15 protein-coding genes and 1 tRNA gene are annotated in these 19800 nt (G+C 69.2%); 7 read left to right on the top strand and 9 right to left on the bottom strand.

From position 1 onward, the window contains the following. Window positions 1-346: 346 nt before the first annotated feature. From thrB to J7I97_RS34115, 6 genes are all read right to left on the bottom strand, one after another. Window positions 347-1273 carry a homoserine kinase gene (gene thrB, locus J7I97_RS34140; protein ID WP_214943225.1) on the bottom strand — a complete coding sequence of 309 codons (927 nt, stop codon included), beginning with the start codon at window positions 1271-1273 and terminating at the stop codon, window positions 347-349. Window positions 1274-1588: 315 nt separating this feature from the next. After that, window positions 1589-2659 (bottom strand): threonine synthase, encoded by a 1071-nt coding sequence (thrC, locus tag J7I97_RS34135; protein WP_214943222.1) that lies wholly within the window; start codon window positions 2657-2659, stop codon window positions 1589-1591. 6 nt (window positions 2660-2665) lie between these two features. Then, window positions 2666-3955, bottom strand: a complete 1290-nt coding sequence (locus J7I97_RS34130) for a homoserine dehydrogenase (protein WP_214943385.1) — start codon at window positions 3953-3955, stop codon at window positions 2666-2668. A 170-nt stretch (window positions 3956-4125) separates the two neighbouring features. After that, window positions 4126-5517, bottom strand: a complete 1392-nt coding sequence (gene lysA, locus J7I97_RS34125) for a diaminopimelate decarboxylase (protein WP_214943219.1) — start codon at window positions 5515-5517, stop codon at window positions 4126-4128. 19 nt (window positions 5518-5536) lie between these two features. Further along, on the bottom strand, window positions 5537-6520 hold the full coding sequence (gene nrtL, locus J7I97_RS34120; RefSeq protein ID WP_214943216.1) for an ArgS-related anticodon-binding protein NrtL: 984 nt from the start codon (window positions 6518-6520) through the stop codon (window positions 5537-5539). A 68-nt stretch (window positions 6521-6588) separates the two neighbouring features. Continuing rightward, a complete protein-coding gene (locus J7I97_RS34115; protein ID WP_374103587.1) occupies window positions 6589-7011 on the bottom strand; it encodes a response regulator in 423 nt (140 codons plus the stop codon). Window positions 7012-7164: 153 nt separating this feature from the next. Between J7I97_RS34115 and J7I97_RS34110 the strand changes: the two genes are divergently transcribed. The 5 genes from J7I97_RS34110 to J7I97_RS34090 all read left to right on the top strand — a co-directional run bounded on the left by J7I97_RS34110 (window position 7165) and on the right by J7I97_RS34090 (window position 14731). Further along, window positions 7165-7236: transfer RNA gene (locus tag J7I97_RS34110), tRNA-Arg, on the top strand. Between the two features lie 114 nt (window positions 7237-7350). Continuing rightward, complete coding sequence (locus J7I97_RS34105; RefSeq protein ID WP_214943210.1) at window positions 7351-10911, top strand: DEAD/DEAH box helicase family protein; 3561 nt, start codon at window positions 7351-7353, stop codon at window positions 10909-10911. Window positions 10912-10916: 5 nt separating this feature from the next. After that, window positions 10917-12449, top strand: coding sequence for a restriction endonuclease subunit S (locus J7I97_RS34100; protein ID WP_308369211.1), 1533 nt, complete (start codon window positions 10917-10919; stop codon window positions 12447-12449). Then, window positions 12446-14005 carry a class I SAM-dependent DNA methyltransferase gene (locus J7I97_RS34095; RefSeq protein WP_214943204.1) on the top strand — a complete coding sequence of 520 codons (1560 nt, stop codon included), beginning with the start codon at window positions 12446-12448 and terminating at the stop codon, window positions 14003-14005. The genes J7I97_RS34100 and J7I97_RS34095 overlap by 4 nt, the downstream gene beginning before the upstream one ends. Before the next feature lie 75 nt (window positions 14006-14080). After that, window positions 14081-14731 (top strand): hypothetical protein, encoded by a 651-nt coding sequence (locus J7I97_RS34090; protein WP_214943201.1) that lies wholly within the window; start codon window positions 14081-14083, stop codon window positions 14729-14731. Window positions 14732-14775: 44 nt separating this feature from the next. Here J7I97_RS34090 and J7I97_RS34085 read toward each other — a convergent pair whose 3' ends face one another. Together J7I97_RS34085 and J7I97_RS34080 are read right to left on the bottom strand one after the other, a co-directional pair. Next, window positions 14776-15369 carry a Uma2 family endonuclease gene (locus J7I97_RS34085; RefSeq protein ID WP_214943197.1) on the bottom strand — a complete coding sequence of 198 codons (594 nt, stop codon included), beginning with the start codon at window positions 15367-15369 and terminating at the stop codon, window positions 14776-14778. An 81-nt stretch (window positions 15370-15450) separates the two neighbouring features. After that, window positions 15451-16065 carry an ATP-binding protein gene (locus J7I97_RS34080; protein WP_214943195.1) on the bottom strand — a complete coding sequence of 205 codons (615 nt, stop codon included), beginning with the start codon at window positions 16063-16065 and terminating at the stop codon, window positions 15451-15453. A 184-nt stretch (window positions 16066-16249) separates the two neighbouring features. Here J7I97_RS34080 and J7I97_RS34075 point away from each other — a divergent pair, with 184 nt between their 5' ends. Both J7I97_RS34075 and J7I97_RS34070 read left to right on the top strand, forming a co-directional pair. Next, window positions 16250-17122 carry a helix-turn-helix transcriptional regulator gene (locus J7I97_RS34075; RefSeq protein WP_214943192.1) on the top strand — a complete coding sequence of 291 codons (873 nt, stop codon included), beginning with the start codon at window positions 16250-16252 and terminating at the stop codon, window positions 17120-17122. Further along, the gene (locus J7I97_RS34070; RefSeq protein WP_214943189.1) at window positions 17119-17322 is read left to right on the top strand and encodes a DUF397 domain-containing protein; all 204 of its coding nucleotides are present in this window, start codon (window positions 17119-17121) and stop codon (window positions 17320-17322) included. Before J7I97_RS34075 ends, J7I97_RS34070 begins: the two co-directional genes overlap by 4 nt. Here the strand turns inward: J7I97_RS34070 and J7I97_RS34065 are convergent. Further along, window positions 17306-19786 carry a helicase-associated domain-containing protein gene (locus tag J7I97_RS34065; RefSeq protein WP_214943186.1) on the bottom strand — a complete coding sequence of 827 codons (2481 nt, stop codon included), beginning with the start codon at window positions 19784-19786 and terminating at the stop codon, window positions 17306-17308. The genes J7I97_RS34070 and J7I97_RS34065 overlap by 17 nt on opposite strands. Window positions 19787-19800: the final 14 nt, after the last annotated feature.

Genomic DNA, 19800 nt, shown 5'->3' with positions numbered 1-19800 from the left:
TGGACTGTGCCGGGGCGGTGGTCCGCCGGTAGAGATACGGCGGAGAGAAACGTGCATGGGTGGTTCCGGCGAGAAGCCCCCGAGCTGGAAGCGTGGGAATGTCACGCCGATTCCGGAGCGTGCTCGAAACTGCTGGCAGCGATCAAAGCAGTCGGGGAGGCTCCCGGAAGAAAGGTGGTCCCGAATGGGGACACTGAGCACCGAGCCATGGCGGCTTCGGATGCACACTTGAGACTAACACTACCGGATCCATCAGGTATTCCCCCTCTCAATGCCCGGCAATCGCGCCCTTCCGCGCGGGCGGCCTGCCCTGACCGCCCGCCCCTGGCGGGTGTGCCCGGACGGCTTAGCCGCCCTGGGTGCCCAGCGGAAGTACGCTCGCGCCCGCGGCGTCGAGTGCCAGCCGGTTGGCCGCCCATCCCTCGCCCGCGAGCTGCGCGACCTTGTCGGCCGCACCGTTGTCGGCCAGTGCGAGGACTGTGGGGCCCGCACCGGAGATGACCGCGGGGATGCCGTCCGCCCGCAGCCGGTTGACGAGTGCCACGCTCTCGGGCATCGCCGGGGACCGGTACTCCTGGTGGAGCCGGTCTTCTGTGGCGGGGAGCAGCAGCTCGGGGCGCCGGGTCAGGGCTTCCACGAGCAGGGCCGCGCGACCCGCGTTGGCGGCCGCGTCCACGTGCGGGACGGTGCGCGGCAGCAGGCCGCGCGCGGTCTCGGTGAGAACCGGCTTGGAGGGTACGAAGACCACCGGAACGATGGAATCCGAAGGCTCCATCCTGATGGCCTTGGCGCTGCCCCCGTCCATCCACGCCAGGGTGAAGCCGCCGAGCAGACAGGCGGCGACGTTGTCGGGGTGGCCCTCGATCTCGGTGGCGAGCTCCAGCAGCGCCGCGTCGTCGAGCTTGGCCTCTCCGCCTATGGTCACGGCGCGGGCGGCGACGATTCCGGCGCAGATGGCGGCGGAGGAGGAGCCGAGGCCGCGGCCGTGCGGGATGCGGTTGGCGCAGACGACCTCGAGGCCGCGCGGCTGCCCGCCCAGCAGGTCGAAGGCGGTGCGCATGGAACGTACGAGGAGGTGGCTCTCGTCCCGCGGCAGGGTGTCGGCGCCCTCGCCGGCGATGTCGATGTTCAGGCCGGAGTCGGCCACCCGGACGACCACGTCGTCGTAGAGCCCCAGCGCCAGGCCGAGGGCATCGAAGCCGGGGCCGAGGTTGGCGCTGCTGGCGGGGACGCGCACTCGTACTGCGGCGGCGCGGAACGCTGGACCTGCCATCGGTAGATGACACTCCTTGTGACTGTGCGAGATCGGGTGACTGGCGGGATCTTCGCTGCGAATGTACTGGAGAACGTACGACACCCGAAGGCCCTCGGGGCAGCACCGCGGTCATATGCACGGTGGTGGATGTAAGTACAGCCTATCGAAGGAAGGTTCTCTCGCGACATAGGGCGCACAGGAGGCGCACGATGCGTGTCGCGGACTTCCGCTGGATTCAGTGGACTTTTGGTGCCGTACGCGGCGAGTTGCCGGATTCCGGGGGCTTGCGGAGGCGTGTCCGAGCCTTCCGGAATCCGGCGACCGTGTGGTGTGTCAGACCAGGCCGAGACGGATGGCCGCGGCCTCGGCGTCGACCGGGACGGTGACCGGCTGCGGAGCACCGGCGACCGCCCAGTCGGGGTCCTTCAGGCCGTTGCCGGTGACGGTGCATACGATCTTCTGGCCCGGGTCGACCAGACCGAGCTCGGCGGCCTTCAGCAGGCCGGCCACGGACGCGGCCGAGGCGGGCTCGACGAAGACGCCCTCCTGGGCGGCCAACAGCCGGTAGGCGGACAGGATCTGACGGTCCGTCACCTCGTCGATGAAGCCGCCCGACTCGTCGCGCGCGGCGAGCGCGTAGTCCCACGAGGCCGGGTTGCCGATACGGATCGCCGTGGCGATGGTGTGCGGCTCCTTGACGACCTCGCCGCGCACGATGGGCGCGGAACCGGAGGCCTGGAAACCCCACACACGGGGCGTACGGGAGGCCAGGCCATCGGCCTTGTACTCCTTGAAGCCCTTCCAGTACGCGGTGATGTTGCCGGCGTTGCCGACGGGCAGCACATGGATGTCGGGCGCGTCGCCGAGCGCGTCGACGATCTCGAACGCGGCCGTCTTCTGGCCCTCGATGCGTACCGGGTTGACGGAATTGACCAGCGCCACCGGGTAGTTGTCGGACAGCGCGCGGGCCAGGTCCAGGCAGTCGTCGAAGTTGCCGTCCACCTGAAGGATCTTGGCGCCGTGGATCAGGGCCTGACCCATCTTGCCGAGCGCGATCTTGCCCTGCGGCACGAGCACCGCGCAGACCATCCCGGCGCGCACCGCGTACGCGGCGGCGGAGGCCGACGTGTTGCCCGTGGAGGCGCAGATGACGGCCTTCGCGCCGTCCTCCTTGGCCTTGGTGATCGCCATGGTCATGCCGCGGTCCTTGAAGGACCCGGTGGGGTTCGCGCCCTCGACCTTCAGGTGGACCTCACAGCCCGTGCGCTCGGAGAGCACCTGAGCCGGGACGAGGGGAGTGCCGCCCTCACGAAGCGTGACCACCGGAGTCGCGTCCGTCACCGGCAGGCGGTCCCGGTACTCCTCGATGATGCCGCGCCACTGGTGGGTGCGATTGCTGCTCATGGGTCCTTACTCCCCTTCAACACGCATGATGCTGGCGACACCGCGGACGGTGTCCAGCTTCCGCAGTGCCTCGACGGTCCCGGAGAGGGCGGCGTCGGGCGCGCGGTGAGTGACGACGACGAGGGAGGCCTCGCCGTCCTTGCCCTGCTGGCGGACGGTGTCGATCGAGACACCGTGCTCCGCGAACGTCGTCGCCACCTGGGCGAGGACGCCCGGCTTGTCGGCCACATCGAGGCTGATGTGGTACCGGGTGACGACATCGCCCATGGGGCTGACCGGCAGCTGGGTGTACGCGGACTCGCCGGGCCCCGTTGCCTCGGCGAGCTTGTTGCGGCAGACGGCGACGAGGTCGCCGAGGACCGCGGAGGCGGTCGGCGCACCACCGGCGCCGGGCCCGTAGAACATGAGCCGCCCGGCGGCCTCCGCCTCGACGAAGACCGCGTTGTACGCCTCGCGGACGGAGGCGAGCGGGTGGCTGAGCGGGATCATCGCCGGGTGGACGCGGGCGGTGACGGACTGGCCGTCGGCGGCGCGCTCCAGGATGGCGAGGAGCTTGATGGTGCAGCCCATCCGCTTGGCGGAGGCGAAGTCGGCGGCGCTGACCTCGGTCATGCCCTCGCGGTAGACGTCGTCGAGGCGGACCCGGGTGTGGAAGGCGATGCCGGCCAGGATCGCGGCCTTGGCGGCGGCGTCGTAGCCCTCGACGTCGGCGGTGGGGTCGGCCTCGGCGTACCCGAGGGCGGTGGCCTCGTCGAGCGCCTCCTGGTAGCCGGCGCCGGTCGAGTCCATCTTGTCGAGGATGAAGTTCGTCGTGCCGTTGACGATGCCCATCACCCGGTTGATCTTGTCGCCCGCGAGGGACTCGCGCATGGGGCGGACCAGCGGAATGGCGCCCGCGACGGCGGCCTCGTAGTAGAGGTCCAGCCCGTTCGCCTCGGCGGCTGCGTGCAGCGCGGCGCCGTCCTGCGCGAGCAGCGCCTTGTTCGCCGAGACGACGGAGATGCCGTTCTCGAACGCGGTGGTGATCAGGGTGCGGGCGGGCTCGATGCCGCCGATGACCTCGATGGCGATGTCGATGTCGCCGCGTTTGAGGAGGGCGGTCGCGTCGGTGGTGACGAGGGCCGGGTCGATGCCCTCGCGGACCTTGGAGGGACGGCGCACGGCCACGCCTGCGAGCTCGACGGGCGCACCGATCCTGGCCGTCAGGTCGTCGGCGTGCGTCGTCATGATGCGAGCCACCTCTGAGCCGACCACTCCACAGCCCAGCAGCGCCACCTTCAGCGGACGCGTACGCATCATTCGACCTACGCCTTTCGATCTTCCATCACCACCCGGCGCGCGGGTTGCGCGCCAGGTCTCATCCAGTCTCACTCAATGGACAGCACTTTCCATCCTCGGTCCATTGAGTGAGACACCTATCGGCACCTATTTTGGGGGTCTGGGGGCTTCCCCCGGAAATATGCGGTTCATCCGAGGTCGAGACGCAGGAGATCTTCCTCCGTCTCGCGCCGGACGATCACTCGGGCCTCCCCGTCGCGCACGGCCACGACGGGCGGTCGCAGCGCGTGGTTGTAGTTGCTGGCCATGGAGCGGCAGTACGCCCCGGTGGCGGGTACGGCGAGGAGGTCCCCCGGGGCCAGATCGGCCGGCAGGAAGGCGTCCTTCACCACGATGTCACCGCTCTCGCAGTGCTTGCCGACGACGCGGACGAGCATCGGCTCGGCGTCCGAGACGCGGGAGACGAGGGTGACCGCGTACTCGGCGTCGTAGAGGGCGGTGCGGATGTTGTCGGACATGCCGCCGTCGACGGAGACGTACGTACGCAGCCCCTCGAGCGGCTTGATCGTGCCGACCTCGTACAGCGTGAAGGCGGTGGGCCCGACGATGGCCCGGCCGGGCTCGACGGAGATGCGGGGCGCGCGCAGCCCGGCGGACTCGCACTCGCGGGCGACGATCTCGTGCAGGGCCTTGGCGATCTCGTGGGGCTCGCGCGGGTCGTCGGAGGACGTGTACGCGATGCCGAGGCCGCCGCCGAGGTCGATCTCGGGCAGCTCGACGCCGTGCTCGTCGCGTACGGCGGCCAGCAGCCGGACCACCCGCTTGGCGGAGACCTCGAAGCCGGCCATGTCGAAGATCTGCGAGCCGATGTGGGAGTGGACGCCGAGCAGCTCGAGGCTGTCGTGCCCGAGCGCGCGCCGGACGGCCTCCGCCGCGGAACCGTCGGCGACGGCGATGCCGAACTTCTGGTCCTCGTGCGCGGTCGCGATGAACTCGTGCGTGTGCGCCTCGACGCCGACGGTCACGCGGATCTGGACGGGCTGGCGTACGCCGAGCTCACGGGCGATGTGCGCGACTCGAGCGATCTCCTGGAAGGAGTCGAGCACGATGCGACCGACTCCGGCCTCGACGGCCCGGGTGATCTCCGCGACGGACTTGTTGTTGCCGTGGAAGGCGATCCGCTCGGCGGGCATCCCGGCGGCGAGCGCGGTGGCCAGCTCCCCGCCGGAACACACGTCGAGGTTCAGCCCCTCTTCCTGAAGCCACTTCACGACGGCCTTGGAGAGGAACGCCTTCCCTGCGTAGAAGACGTCGGCGTCCGGCCCGAAGGCGTGCGCCCAGGCCCGGCACCGGGCCCGGAAGTCCTCCTCGTCGAGGAAGTAGGCCGGCGTCCCGAACTCCTGGGCGAGGGTGGTGACGGGGATGCCGCCCACCGTCACGACACCGTCGGGGTTCCGTCGTACGGTCCGGGCCCAGACCTTCTCGTCGAGCGCGTTGAGGTCGGCGGGCGGCGGGGCGTAGTGCCCCTCGGGCAGGACGTCGGCGTGGCGGGGCCCGGCGGGGTGCGCGGAACGGCTCATCGGTATCTCTCTTCGCAGATCACAGGCAGTCAGGTGCGTCTATGCCGAGCAGGGCCAGGCCACCGGCCAGCACCGTCCCGGCGGCTTCGGCAAGAGCCAGCCGGGCACGGTGGGCGGCCGAGGGTTTCTCGTCCCCCTTGGGCAGGACGCAGTGCTGGAAATCGAGCAGCTCGTCGGCCAGCTCGACGAGGTGCCGGGTGAGACGCTCGGGCGCGCGGTGGTGCGCGGCGGCCTCCAGGACGAGGTCGTGGTCGGCGAGGAGGCGCAGCAGGGCGGGCACGTCGACGTCGCCCGGCTCCGGGTGGAAGCCCAGCTGATCGGCGTTCCGTACGAGGGCCCGGCTGCGCGCGTGGGCGTACCGCACGCGGAAGAACTCGCTGGCCTCGCCCTGAACGAGCAAAGCGTCGGAGACGGCCGGGGTCTCCCGGGCGGGCACGGCGAGCATCGCCCAGTGGGCGGCGTCGCGGCCGTAACGGGCGACGACGTCGCCGTCCCGCTTGGCAAGGGGCGCGACGGGCAGGTCCTCTGGCAGGTCGCACCCGGTGCCGCCCTGGGCGCACACGAGCCGCAGGACACTGCGCCGCACGACGCACTCGCGCAGCCCGGTCCCGGTCTCGTCGGCAGGGGCGGGGGCGGCGAACATGGCCCCGCCCCGTACGTCCCGGATCACGATGTCGCGGACGATGGCGTCCCGGACGACGGAGGGGGCGGAGGGGGACGGCAGCACGAAGTTGAGGAACCCGGCTCCGGTGACCTCGACATGCTCGATGCCGGGCTCCGCGCCGAGCCGGCGGGCCAGTACGTCCGCCACGCCCCGGGGCGGGCATCCGGCGGCCTTGGCGACCTGAAAGGCCACGGGGGTCGCGTAGTCCCCCACCCCGCCGGGGCGGGTCCGCTCGACGACGACCCGCTCGGGCACACCCGCCTCGGCGGGCAGCTCCCCCTCCTCGACGGCGCAGCGCACGGCGCGTACGACGGTACGGGAGAGGTCGGCGGGGGTCACGGGACCAGCCTAGGCGAGAAGCCCACCCATCCCGCGAACGGTTTCGCCATGTGAACAGCCGTCGGCCGCTACACCTTCCCGCGCCCTGCGGGGGCTCCCTTCCGCTCCCGCCGGTCCTTGCGCTCGATGAGCCGGCGTACGACCTGCACGAGCTCGGCGGGCTCGAAGGGCTTGGCGAGGAACGCATCCACCCCGGCCTCGATCCCGGCCTCCACCTCATGCTGCGTACAGGCGCTCACGATGGCGACGGGCACGTGCCGCGTCCGCGGATCGGCGCGCAGCTGGGCGGCCGTCCCGAACCCGTCCAGCCGGGGCATGACCACATCGAGGGTGATCACGTCGGGGCACACGCGGTGCACGACGTCCAGACACTCGGCACCATCGTTCGCGGTCACTACCTCGAAGCCCTCCAGCTCGAGATTGACCTTGATCAGCTGCCGGATGACCTTGTTGTCGTCGACAACAAGCACCCGGCCCGAGGCGCCTGACACAACTCGAGAGTAGGTCCGCCTAAGCCCCCGCGTCCGGGTTTTTGCCACTTCCACCCCCTCCGGGCGACCCACCTCCCCCTCCCCCGGAACTCGTTTCTGATCACCCGGGGGAAGCTGGTAGTGTTCAACTCGTCGCCGCAACGCGAACGACGCGCCCCCGTAGCTCAGGGGATAGAGCAACGGCCTCCGGAGCCGTGTGCGCAGGTTCGAATCCTGCCGGGGGCACTTCGCAGGAAGTGCTAGAGAGACCCTCCAAACAGTGCCAGTACTGTTCGGAGGGTCTTCTTGTGTTTCGCACCGTGGATACCCGCAGACCAGATTTTTCGGGGGGACAACACCGTGGACGACAGGCTTCGCGATTTCGCGAAGGGATCACCGAACTTCGGGGTCCTCTACCAGCACCAGCCTCTGCTCTCTCTGTACGGCGCCTCGGCTGAGGCCACGGTGTTCACCCACCCCAACTCATCTCTGGTGCAGGCAGGACAGTTCGGCGAGGTCCTCGCGGAGGAGCTGATCACCCGCATCGGCATGCGGATCGAGGGCGACCGCCAGATCGACCGGCTGACGGCGCTGACGCGTGCCGGGGTCCTCGTCCCCGAGATCCGTGATGACTTCGACCGCGTGCGCCGTGACCGGAACAAGGCCGCGCACAGCCACCTCTTCGACACCGCGCGAGCTCTCGCCGCCGTACGCGTCTGCTACAAGCTGGGCCTCTGGTTCCACGACGCCATCGAGGGCCGGCGTACGGTCGCGCAGTTCGTGCCGCCCACGGACCCCGGTGATACCGCACAGGTCACGGACCCAGCAGAGTTGGCGGAGCTGCGCGAGGCGCTCGACGGCCACCGTCAGGAGCTGACCCAGGCCCGTACCCGGCTCGCCGAATCCAGCGATGCCCTCGAAGCGGAGCGCAAGGCGCGCGCCGAGGCCGAGCACCTGATCGCCAGCGCGGACGCGAACAAGAGTGAGCTGCTGTCTCGCGTCGAACAGCTCACCACGCAGATCGACGAGCTCCGCAGTACCCAGCAGGTGAAGTACGAGGCCGCCCGCCGGCAGCCGCGGCAGGTGGACGCCCAGCGCCGCGAGGCGATCATCCACCGGGCACAGCGTCCCGCCCCGCTCAACGAGGTACAGGCACGCGAGGCCATCGACGAGATGCTGCACGCGTGCGGCTGGATCGTGCAGGACCGCGACCAGGTCAACCCCGAGGCGGGTCAGGGCGTGGCGGTCCGGGAGTTCACCCTCGCCACCGGTCGGGCGGATTACGTCCTGTACGTCGACGGGCACATCGTCGGCGTCGTGGAGGCCAAGCGCGAGGGCGACCACCTCTCCAGCGCCGTCGAGCAGAACGACCGCTATGCGTCCGGGGTGCTCAAGGAGCACCGCCTCGCCGTCTGGCGCGAGGCCGAGCCCTTCGCCTTCCGGTACGCGACGACCGGCACCGAGACCTACTTCATCAACCGTCTCGACCCCGACGCCCGCTCCCGCGAGGTCTTCTCGTTCCATCGGCCCGAGACGGTCGCCGGGTGGATGCGGCGCGCGGAGGAGAACCCGGACGCCCTCACGTTCCGCGCCGCGCTGCGCCGGCTGCCCGTACTGGAGCCCAACGGCCTGCGTCTCGCCCAGATCGACGCGATCACCGGCCTGGAGAAATCGCTGGGCGAGGACCGCGCGCGGGCGCTGATCCAGATGGCGACCGGTGCGGGCAAGACGTTCACCGCCGTGTCGCAGACGTACCGTCTGCTCAAGCACGCCAAGGCGCGCCGGGTCCTGTTCCTCGTGGACCGCAACAACCTGGGCAGGCAGGCGTACGACGAGTTCCGGAAGTTCACGACGCCCGACGACGGCCGCAAACTCTCAGACATCTACAACGTCGACCGTCTGGGCGCTGCCGGACTCCAGGACACCTCCTCGGTCACCATCTGCACGATCCAGAAGATGTACTCCCTCCTGCGCGGCGAGGCCCTCGCCGAGGACGAGCAGGCGGACGAGGTCGCGGACAGCGAGGCGTACGAGGACACGTACGCGACCGACCTGCCGATCGACGTCTCCTACAACCCCGACGTGCCGATCGAGTCCTTCGACCTGATCATCGTGGACGAGTGCCACCGGTCGATCTACGGGCTGTGGCGCGGGGTCCTGGAGTACTTCGACGCGCATCTGGTTGGTCTGACCGCCACGCCCACGCTCCAGACCCTCGGCTTCTTCGGACGCAACCTGGTCTCCGAGTACACGTATCCGCAGGCGGTGGCGGACGGCGTGAACGTCGACTTCGACGTCGTACGGATGCGGACCGACCTGCGGGAGAACGGCGGCGCGAAGATCGAGTCGGGTACGACGGTACGGATCAAGGACCGCAAGACCCGGCGGCAGCGCTATCAGGAGCTGGACGACGACTTCTCGTACACGACCGGGCAGATCGGCCGGTCGGTGGTGACGGTGGACGAGATCAGGGCGGTGCTGACGGCCTACCGGGACAACTGGCAGCGCTGGTTCCCCGGCCGGAGCGAGCTGCCGAAGACCCTGATCTTCGCGGTCGGTGAGGACCACGCCGAGGATGTCCTGGCCCAGGTCAAGGAGGTCTTCGGGCGCGGGGACGACTTCGCGAAAAAGATCACGTACAAGAGCCGCCAGGCGGGCGAGGACCCGGACGAGCTGATCCGCGCCCTGCGGACCTCGCCCCGCATGCGGGTCGCCGTCACCGTCGACATGATCGCGACGGGCACGGACGTGAAGGCCCTGGAGTGCGTCATCTTCCTGCGGGAGGTGCGCAGCGCGGTCCTCTTCGAGCAGATGAAGGGACGCGGCGCCCGGACCATCGACGCGACCGAGCTCCAAGAGGTCACGCCGGATGCGGACGCGTCGGTGCGCAAGGACCGCTTCGTGCTGGTCGACGCGGTCGGCGTGACCGACTCGCCGTTGGTGGACGCCCGGCCGCTGGTGCCGGCGGGTGAGCGTCAGGTGTCGCTGGCCAAGCTGCTCGACAAGGCCGGTACGAAGTCCATCAGTGCGAGCGAGGCCGAGATCCTGGCGGGACGGCTGGCCCGGCTCAACCAGCAGCTGACGACTGAGGAGCGCGAGCAGCTGACGCGGGCTGCGGGCGGACAGACGCTGTCCGAGATCGCGGGCGCCATCGTCAAGGCGGTCGACCCGGACCGGCAGGAGCGGGCGGTGGACGAGGGCGGCCAGGCGGCGGCCCGTCGTCTGATCGAGAACGCGATCGCGCCGTTGACGGAGCGGCCCGAGCTGCGGCGGCACATCATCGAGATCCGCCGGGACAAGGACTACGTCTTCGACGAGTTCACGGCCGTCGAGGTGACGGATGTAAACGAGATCCCGCGCGAGCAGCGCGCGAAGGAGCAGGTGGACCGCTGGAGCCGGCTCCTGAAGGAGGAGCGCGACCGCATCACTGCAGTCAGCATCGCCCTGACGAGCCCGCGGTCGGTCTCCCCGGCGGAGACGTACGCGGCGCTCCAGGAACTGGCGCTGGAGATCCGCCGCCCGCACTTCGCGTGGACCCCGAAGGTTCTCTGGACGTACTACGAGGACCTGGGAGTGGCGGCCCACTCCCCCGGCCGTGAGGCGGGCGTCCCGGATCTGATCTCCCTGATCCGGTACGAGCTGGGCGTGGACGAGGAGCTGCGGCCGTACCGGGAGACGGTGGAGGAGCGCTTCGAGGCGTGGCTGCTGAAGCAGAGCCAGGCCGGGGCGGTGTTCTCGGAGGAGCAGCTGTGGTGGCTGCGGTCCATACGGGACGTGGTGGCGAGCGACGTCGGCATCGGTACGAAGGAATTCAACGCGGAGCCCTTCAAGGGGAAGGGCGGCGGCCGCGGTTTCCAGCACGCGTTCCCGGGGCGGAATGTGCGGTCTCTGTTGAGTGAGCTGAATCGAGAATTGGCTTGAGTGACGTGGAACTTCCGGCGGGATGGGCCTGGTCCAGGCTGGAGGAAGTTGCCGAAGTGCGACTTGGTCGGCAACGTTCCCCAAAGAACCATTCCGGCGACCAAATGCGCCCATACCTGAGAGCCGCCAACGTAGACTGGAACGGCCTCAAACTTGGCGACGTGAAGGAGATGAACTTCACCGACGCCGAGCTGGAGACGTATCGCCTGATTCCCGGAGACATCGTTCTAAGCGAGGCATCCGGAAGCGCAGGTGAGGTTGGCAAACCAGCCATCTGGAACGATCAGATCGCTGACTGCTGCTTCCAAAACACCCTGATTCGAGTGCGCGCCACGACCAACATTGAGCCACATTACCTCCTGCACCTATTGCGGCATGAAGCCACGCGAGGGGCTTTCGCAAAGGGGGCGCGGGGGGTCGGGATCCACCATCTCGGAGCTGCTAAACTGGCCGCTTGGCGGATCCCCGTGCCGCCTCTAGCTGAGCAGCGCCGCATCGTCGAATCCCTCGAAAGCCATCTCTCCCGCCTCGACGCAGGCAGTGCTTACTTGACCGTGGTTCAGGCGAAGTCCCGACGACTCAGGTCACTTCTCTACGGCCGTGCGATGTCTGGAGGCTTCAGCCGCCCAGTAAATGCGGACGAGACACCAACCGAAAGCGCTCTCCACCTAGCTAGCAGATCCCTGGCCACCCGCCGGTGGCAGCCCATCACTCCCGTCAGTATTCCTGGATACACCCTGCCGGATAATTGGACGAATATCAGCCTAGGTACCTTGTCGCACTCGTCTGGATACGGCACTTCGACCAAGTGTGGCTACGATGCCCTGGGTTATCCAGTCCTGCGCATTCCCAATGTTCAGGGCGGATCAATCGATCTATCAGACGTCAAGAACGCGGTTGACCCGGAACTCGACCTGACGAAATTCTCCCTCGATCCTGGAGACCTACTGTTCGTACGCACTAATGGCAGCCCGAGTCTCATCGGTCGAGTAGGCGTAGTGGAGAAACCTCTCGCCTATGCCTTCGCGTCCTACCTCATCAGGTTCCGACTCACTCCCGGTTTTGTGGAACCTCGCTGGATCCAATTGGTCACGCAGAGCCCACTTTGGCGGCGAGCGATCGAACGGTACGCAGCCTCGTCAGCTGGCCAGTACAACCTCAGCGCCGAAACGCTCTCGCGGCTTCCGATCCCTGTCCCGCCCTTGGAAGTCCAGCGTGAAACGCTCGCCGCAGTAGACACCGCAGTTGTCGGGGCTGTCCGTCTGGTCTCCGCCACCGATGCGGCCATCCGGCGGTCGAGGCACCTGCGAATTTCAGTAGCGAACCGCGCGTTCAGCGGGCAGCTGGTCCCCCAAGACCCCGCCGACGAGCCCGCCTCCCTGCTACTGGAACGGATCCGGGCCGAGCGCGAAGCGCAGGGCGGCAAGGCCATGCGGGGCACCCGTAGGCCCCGTAAGACGGACGAAGCGGCGCCGCCTCCGCCCCCCGCCTCAACCCCGTCACCCGCCACCGCCGTTCAGCAGGAGCTTCCGCTGTGACCCCCGCATCCCCCGCCCTGGCGCACGCCCAAACCAGCACCCTGGTCGCGAAGCTCTGGAACTACTGCAACGTCCTCCGGGACAACGGCCTGTCCACCATCGAGTACGTCGAGCAGCTCTCGTACCTGCTCTTCCTCAAGATGGCCGACGAGATCGCCTCCGACCCCTTCACCGAGGCTGAGGCACGGACCGTCGTACCCGCCAAGTACGACTGGCAGTCGCTCGCCTCCAAGAAGGGGATCGAGCTCGAAGTCCACTACCGGGAGATCCTGGCCGAGCTCGGCAAGAGCCCCGGCACCACTCTCGGCAGGATCTTCGCCAAGGCTCAGAACCGCATCACCGAGCCCGCCCTCCTCGAAAAGCTGGTCGTCGAGCTTATCGGCAAAGAGGACTGGACGATCCAGGGCACGGACCTCAAGGGCGACGCCTACGAGGGTCTGCTCGCCAAGGGCGCCGAGGACACAAAGACGGGTGCCGGCCAGTACTTCACGCCCCGCGCGCTCATCGACGCCATGGTCGACGTGATGCAGCCGGGGCCGAAGGACACCATCACCGACCCCGCCTGCGGAACCGCCGGCTTCCTCATCGCCGCACACGCCTACATCCGCAAGCACCACATGCAGAACCTCTCCCGCGAGGAGCGGCTCGCCCTCGGGGACGGCAAGATCTGGGGCAACGAGCTGGTCACCGGCACGGCCCGCCTCGCCGCAATGAACATGCTGCTGCACGGCATCGGGGACGCCGACGGCAAGTCACTCATCACCGAGGGGGACGCGCTCGCCGAACAGCCCAAGCAGCACGCTTCCCTGGTCCTCGCCAACCCGCCCTTCGGCAAGAAGTCCGCGATCACCATCGTCGGCACGGACGGCAAGGCCGACAAGCAGGACATCTCCTACGACCGTGCCGACTTCCGCGCCACCACCACCAACAAGCAGCTGAACTTCCTCCAGCACATCATGTCGCTGATGGAGATGAACGGCCGCGCGGCGGTGGTTCTTCCCGACAACGTGCTCTTCGAGGGCGGCGCCGGCGAGAAGATCCGACGTCGCCTGCTCGAAGACTTCGACCTGCACACGATCCTTCGGCTGCCCACGGGCATCTTCTACGCGGGCGGCGTCAAGGCGAACGTCCTGTTCTTCGAGAAGAAGCCCCCGCGCAGCGGAGGCGCGCACAACACCTCAAAGCTCTGGGTCTACGACTTCCGCACCGCCAAGCACTTCACCCTCAAGCAGCACCCGCTCACCCGCGCTGCTCTGGAGGACTTCGTCGAGGTGTACCTGCCGGGCAAGGACCGCAGCGAGCGCGTCGAAACCGAGCGCTTCAAGTGCTTCGAGTACGACGAACTCATCGCCCGCGACAAGGTGAACCTCGACATCACCTGGATGAAGGACCCGGCGCTAGACGACGCCGACAGCCTGCTGCCTCCCGAGGTGATCGCGCAGGAGATCGTGGAGGACTTGCAGGCCGCGCTCAGCGAGTTCGCCGCGATCGCGGAGGCGCTCGGTGGCGAGATCTCGGCCGACACTGACGAGATCCAGCCAGGGGAAGGCGCTTAATCCGCAAGTGAGTTGACCCGCCCCTGTCCCGCCGGAAGTCTTGATCTCGATCAATCAGCGAGACGGGGGCATTCCATGGCAGTTCCACAGCCGCAGACGCGCGAGTTCCAGGCGTTCAAGACCAATATCGAGTACGCCCGGAAGATGGTCCTCGCCGGCCAGAGCCTGGCGGCCTTCCAGTCCCCCGTCTTCGACATCGGCGACTTCTACCGCGCCGCCTGGGTGCAGGCGGTCAGCGCCATCGACCACTGGTTCCACGAGGAGCTGTACCGGCGGGTGGCCGACCTCGCAGCCGAAGACAGTCCCGGCATGCCCTACCAGCTGACCAAGTTCGAGCTGCCGCTGGAGAAGGTCGAGGAGGTCCGGCGGGGTACCACCACGCTCGCCGACGCCGTATCAGAGCACGTCAAGACGAAGTGGGCGAATGCCTCCCTCCAGAACCCGCGCAAGATCAGCGAGGCGCTGAAGCTGGTCACGGAGGAGAACATCTGGGGCAAGGCCGCGGTCCAGCTCAACGAGTGGAACCACGGCCGCACGGGGATGACCGACCAGACCCTCAAGAAGCAGTACATCTCGATCACCGACCGTCGCAACAAGATCGCCCATGACGCCGACTTGCTGGACGGCGACCTGAAGCGGCGACGGCCGATCTCTGACGCGGACGTCACCGACGCGATCGACTGGATCGAGCGGATCGCTCTCGCGATCGCCAAGGTTCTCGGTTGAATCTCCGGGCGCTGCGGGCTGTTGTCCGTAGTGCCCTGAGCTTCTCAAGAGCCCGGCGACCTGCCGTACACAGGGAGACCGGAGGTGGGCAGGTCTCCGCCGAGGTCGGCGGGGAGAGGGATGGGCTCGCCGTACTTTCCGTGGACGACGCCCTTGTACTCGCCTTCTGACGGGCGGGTGAACAGGGACCACGTGCCGGTGCGGGGATCGATCTGGAGGAGGCGGGGGACGCGTGCCGCCGCGTACCACGCGGTCTTCTCGTTGATCCCCCTCAGCCGCTCGTTCGGCGAGATGACCTCTACCGCGAGGGCGATCTCGTCCGCGTCCAGCAGCCAGTCGTCGTCCTCCTTGAAGGCGCGCGGTCCGATGGTCAGATCCGGAGTCGCGTAGTCGTCCGGATCGTCGGGCATCGGGACAGACACGTTCTCGTACGCCTCATATGCGGTGGCGAGACTGGGCCGGATCGCGTCGCGGAGGTCGATGACCGTCCCGGCGTGCTTGCCGCTCGGGCTCGGGGACATCATGAGAGTGCCCCCGATGATCTCCACACGCAGTCCGGTGGCCTGCTCGATCCGCTCAGCGGCGTCCCGCAGGTGGCCACGGCGCACGGGGATGGGGTGGTGGGCGGGGTCCGCCACGGTGTCGCCTCCTTGCCTGCGGAAAGTGAGTGCGAGGCCCAGGTGTACGGGGGCCTCGGCACGCGCACGGCGCGTTTCACCTTACGGCAGCCCCCGTACCGCCACTGGCTCCGCCGGTGGGAGGTGGAGGGGTGGGCCCTCGGTCAGGGCGAGGACGACTGACAGGCCGCCGGTGGCGTGGTGTGCCGTTCGCACACTGCGGACCGCGCGCCAAGTACCCCAGATGCGGATGTGCTGGCCGGGGCGGACCGCGATCGCCGCGATCTCCCTCGTTGAGGGGGTGGGGACGAGGTCTGCGGCCTTCAGCTCGGACCAGACGGTCTTGCCGATGCCGCCAGCGCGGTCGCTGACGCCCCAGCGGTGGCTGAGCGCGTCCACCACTGCCAGCCCACGGCCGTGCTCGTCGTCCGCTTCCGGGCGCCCGACCTCGGGTCGGCCGGACCCCGCGTCGCTGACCTCCAGGCGCAGCAGCCCTTCCGCCGACGAGTGTGCGATGCGGACGCCGACCTGGCGGTCGCTGGGCGCCGGTGCGCGCAGGGCGTTGGTCACGAGCTCGGAGAGAACGAGTTCGGCGGTGTGGAGGATGTCGTCCCCCGCACCCCAGTCCGCGAGTACGGCGTGCAGTGCCGCGCGGGCCCTCGGTGCGCTGCGCGCGTGGCGGGAGAGACGGAACGCGGCTTCGTTCAGTGCGGTCACAGCAGCCCCTTGAGGTTGATGGCTGGCGATCAAGTCACGTCGACAGGGGCCGGGTTGGCCCCGGCCCGACGAGCGTGCCGCACTCCATGGGATTCGTGCAATATTGAATGCAGCAGAATCGCCTCATTCACTCCTACGAGCAAAGCGTCGACCCGAAGGGCGCTGCTCTGATAGGGAGTTGTCCATGCCGAACGTGAAGCCATCCACTGTCCTCGGTCGTCAACTCGGCGACGAACTCCGCCGCCTGCGCGAGGCGGCGGGTCTCACCACCGCCGCAGCGGCGAAGGCCCTCGACTGCACTGGCGGCAAGATCAGTCGGATCGAGAACGGCCATGTGCCGGTTCGGACACCTGATCTCGTCGCACTCATGGACGCGTACGGCGTGAGCGCCCCAGAAACTCGCGAGCGCCTGGGCGCCCTGGCCCGAAGGGCCAACCGCCGTCGGCGAGAGGGCTGGTGGCATCAGTACGGATCGGTTCTCGCCGACGCCTACCGCGACTACATCGAGATGGAAGACATCTGCGACAGCATCAGGACCTTCCAGGCCCAGTTGGTACCGGGGCTGCTCCAGACCGCCGAGTACGGTCGGGCCGTCACCGTCGCCTCACGCGCGTGGCACAGCGCGGAGGAGGTCGACCAGTTCGTACAGGTGCGACTGGCTCGGCAGGAACGACTCGCCGGTGAGAGGAAAGTCGAACTCTGGGCCATCCTCGCCGAAGGCGTGCTCCGCCAGCAGGTGGGCGGCCCGACCGTGATGCGTGACCAGCTGGAACACTTGGCAGACATGGCGGAACAGCCCAACATCACTGTCCAGGTGCTGCCGTTCTCGCGTGGGGCACACTCCGGTATGTTCGGGCCATACCTGCTGATGAGCTTTCCGCGGATCGCGGCGCAGAGCCTCGTACTGACGGAGACTCCGACGGGCAACATTTGGATGGAACAGGAGTCCGAGGTCGCCCGGTACCGGGAGCTCTTCGACGATGCCCGTACGTCCGCGTTGCCACCCACGGAATCGCTCGGGCTGATTCGCCGCATCGCCAAGGAGCACAGACCATGAACCAGGCCCACTCTCCCGTACCCGACCTCACCGAAGCGGCGTGGCGCAGCAGCAGTTACAGCGGCGGCCAGGGCGAGTGCGTCGAGGTCGCCGACGGCGTCCGCGGCGTAGTCCCCGTCCGCGACAGCAAGCGGCCCGCCGGGCCCGTGATCGGGTTCGGGCCCGGCGCTTGGCAGGTGTTCGTCACCCAGGTGGGCTGAGGAGCCGGGCCGCCAGGGTGCGGGCGCTGGCAGGGACGCCGCGGACGGGTTCGCCGTACAACGGGTGGGCCTGGTCGAGGGTGGGGAGGAGGCTCGGCGCGCGTTCGGTCGGGGCCCGGTCGAGGACGGTGGTGCCCGTTTCGGCTTCCTGGGTGGGGGCGTAGCCGGCCGTGCGGAGGGCTGACAGCGTCTCCTCCGGCGGGGCTGTGGAAATCAGGACGGTGGGGGCGATCCGGCGCAGGCGGAGTTTGGTCAGGCCGCGGGCCTGGGCCACCTCGGCAATCAGTCCGGTGTCGTCCGAGCGGATGCAGCAGGCGGAGCGGACGACCTTGAGTTGTCCGTGGGTACGGGCGGTGTCCTTGATCGTGTAGGCGAGCGGTTGTGGCAGCGGGGTGCCGCGCTCGCTCGCGGTGGTTAGGCGGTCGAGTAGTTCGTCTGCGCTCCAGCCGGCGTCCAGCGCCCGGCGTACGGAGGTCGCAGTGATCCGCCATACCACGGCATGCCCCTCGGACTCGATGTCGCCGACGGCGGAGAGCAGGTCTGCGAGGGCGGGCGCGGGCGCGCCGGTGACGGTGGCGGTCAGGTCGCTCTGGAACCGGGCCGTGTCGCTGGGCTCGGGCAGAGCTGCGTACAGGTCCTCGCGCAGCGCGGTCACCGCCTGCGCCAGGGCAGGGCGCAGGGACAGGTCCTCGCCCAGGCCCTCGGAGCCGCGGGCGGAGGGGTCCGTGCCCGTGCCGGGCACTGCCGGGTAGTGGTGGGCGGCTCCCGCCTCCAGCAGTCGGCACAGGGCCCGCCCGACGGGGGTGAGCGCGCCGTGAGCGACCACGCCGAGCAGGGCCGCCTCTGTCAGGGTGGCCGCCAGGCGGTCGAGCACTCCGTCCAGGCCGGTCAGCTCCCCGGCGCCGTCTGCGGCCAGGTGGCCGCGCAGGGCGGGCTGGAACCACGCGGCCAGGGAGAGCAGTTCGGTGTATCCCAGCGCGTCCCCAGTCAACCCGTGTCCGTCGGGGAGGACGGCGAGCGCTCGTAGGACCCCGGTGCGCAGGGTCACGGCGTCCTCGTCCTGCGGGCTGACGAGCGCGACCGGGGTCTCGTCGGGGTCCGGCCAGTGGCTGAGCACTGCGGGGACCACAGCCCAGGCGGCCAGCAGCGGCAGCAGCTTGCCCGCTGCGGGGGCGGCCGCCCAAGCGTCATAGCGGTCGCTCGGCAGCAGCCGGGCGGAGGGCTTGGGGCCCTTGGAGTTCCGGCGGCCGCGGGGAGCGGGGGCCGGTTCGTCGTCCTGAGGCGCGGCCAGGCCGGCGTTGACCGCGAGGTCCAGCCACAGCCGGGTGTCGGCCTCATCGGCCCCGGCCGCCTTGGCCAGCCGCCGGGTGTCCCGTACGGCGATCCCGCCCGCCTTGCGGATCGAGACCGGCTCGGCGGCCAGCGCCCGCAGGACGAGTTCGGCCCGCCAGGCGGCCGCTGCGGCGGCCGTGCCACCCTCACCCTCCCAGCCGGACGGCAGCGGCGCGGTGGCGGTGAACGGTTCCGGTTCCAGCCGGGGGCTGGGTGCCGCGCCCCCGTCACGGAGCGCACGGGCGACCTCGTACGGAAGCTCCACCAGGTCGAGACCGACGGGGACCAGCAGTCCGCGCTCCGCCAGCCAGTCGGTGCCCTCGTCGCCGCTGCCGCCCTCCCGGAAGACGTACTTGGCGTCCGGGCCCGCGTACTGTGCCCCATACCGGCCGACGAAGCAGTGGGTGCGCAGCAGCGGCGGGCCGGGTACCAGGTGGTCCAGCAGCTCCAGCGCCCGGACCGGGGCGTCCGCCACCAGTGCCCGCACCCGGGCGGGATCGGCGAGCAGAGCGATGATCAGCTCCTGGGCCTGGTCGCGGGTACGGGCCGCGCCCTCGCCGAAGAGGTTTGCGGCGATCCGCTTGACCTCGGGGGCGTTGTAGGCGTAGGTCAGCAGCCGGTTGGCGGTGCGCCCGTAACCGTCGAACCCCGTGGCCCGGACATGCAACAGCGGCGGCAGCGCCAGTTTCCCCTTGGGCGCGGGGAGCAACAGCGCGCGCTCCCGCAGTCGGGCGAGCGTGTGCTCCGCCCGCCGCCGCTTCTCCCCCGGCTCGAACCAGGCCAGTACGTCCCGCTCGGGCACCAGTCGGTCCGCGGGCTCCACCGCGGCAACGGGCTTCCGCTGTTGCCAGGGATACCGGGGCCCGTCCTCGGCCTCGCCACCGGCTACGGGGCCGTGCCGCTCCAGGGCGACGGCGGCAATGGAAGCGAGCAATTCCAGTTCTCCGGCGGTGCCCGCCATCAGGCCCTGGCCCACCGACTCGTCGGTGAGCAGGTGTTCGGCGAGCTCGAGCAGGGTGGTGATCCGTCGGTACTCGGCGGCGAGCGGCAGATCCCGCTCCTCCAGCAAGGCGGTCAGCCGCTCGGGATCCAGGGTGCCCAGCCATTTCGCGAGGGCGGTACGCGCATTCACCCGGCCAGGCTAGC

It is taken from the genome of Streptomyces sp. ISL-87, from assembly GCF_018614095.1.
In the GTDB taxonomy this organism is placed as follows: Bacteria; Actinomycetota; Actinomycetes; order Streptomycetales; family Streptomycetaceae; genus Streptomyces.
Note: the sequence above shows the minus strand (reverse complement) of the source record. Positions and strands in the feature narration are given on the sequence as shown.

Coding starts and splice junctions, on each gene's coding strand:
- J7I97_RS34130 (WP_214943385.1), bottom strand. CDS start 3,955: ATGCGTACGCGTCCGCTGAAGGTGGCGCTGCTGGGCTGTGGAGTGGTC.
- J7I97_RS34090 (WP_214943201.1), top strand. CDS start 14,081: ATGGCAGTTCCACAGCCGCAGACGCGCGAGTTCCAGGCGTTCAAGACC.
- thrB (WP_214943225.1), bottom strand. CDS start 1,273: ATGGCAGGTCCAGCGTTCCGCGCCGCCGCAGTACGAGTGCGCGTCCCC.
- thrC (WP_214943222.1), bottom strand. CDS start 2,659: ATGAGCAGCAATCGCACCCACCAGTGGCGCGGCATCATCGAGGAGTAC.
- J7I97_RS34070 (WP_214943189.1), top strand. CDS start 17,119: ATGAACCAGGCCCACTCTCCCGTACCCGACCTCACCGAAGCGGCGTGG.
- lysA (WP_214943219.1), bottom strand. CDS start 5,517: ATGAGCCGTTCCGCGCACCCCGCCGGGCCCCGCCACGCCGACGTCCTG.
- J7I97_RS34075 (WP_214943192.1), top strand. CDS start 16,250: ATGCCGAACGTGAAGCCATCCACTGTCCTCGGTCGTCAACTCGGCGAC.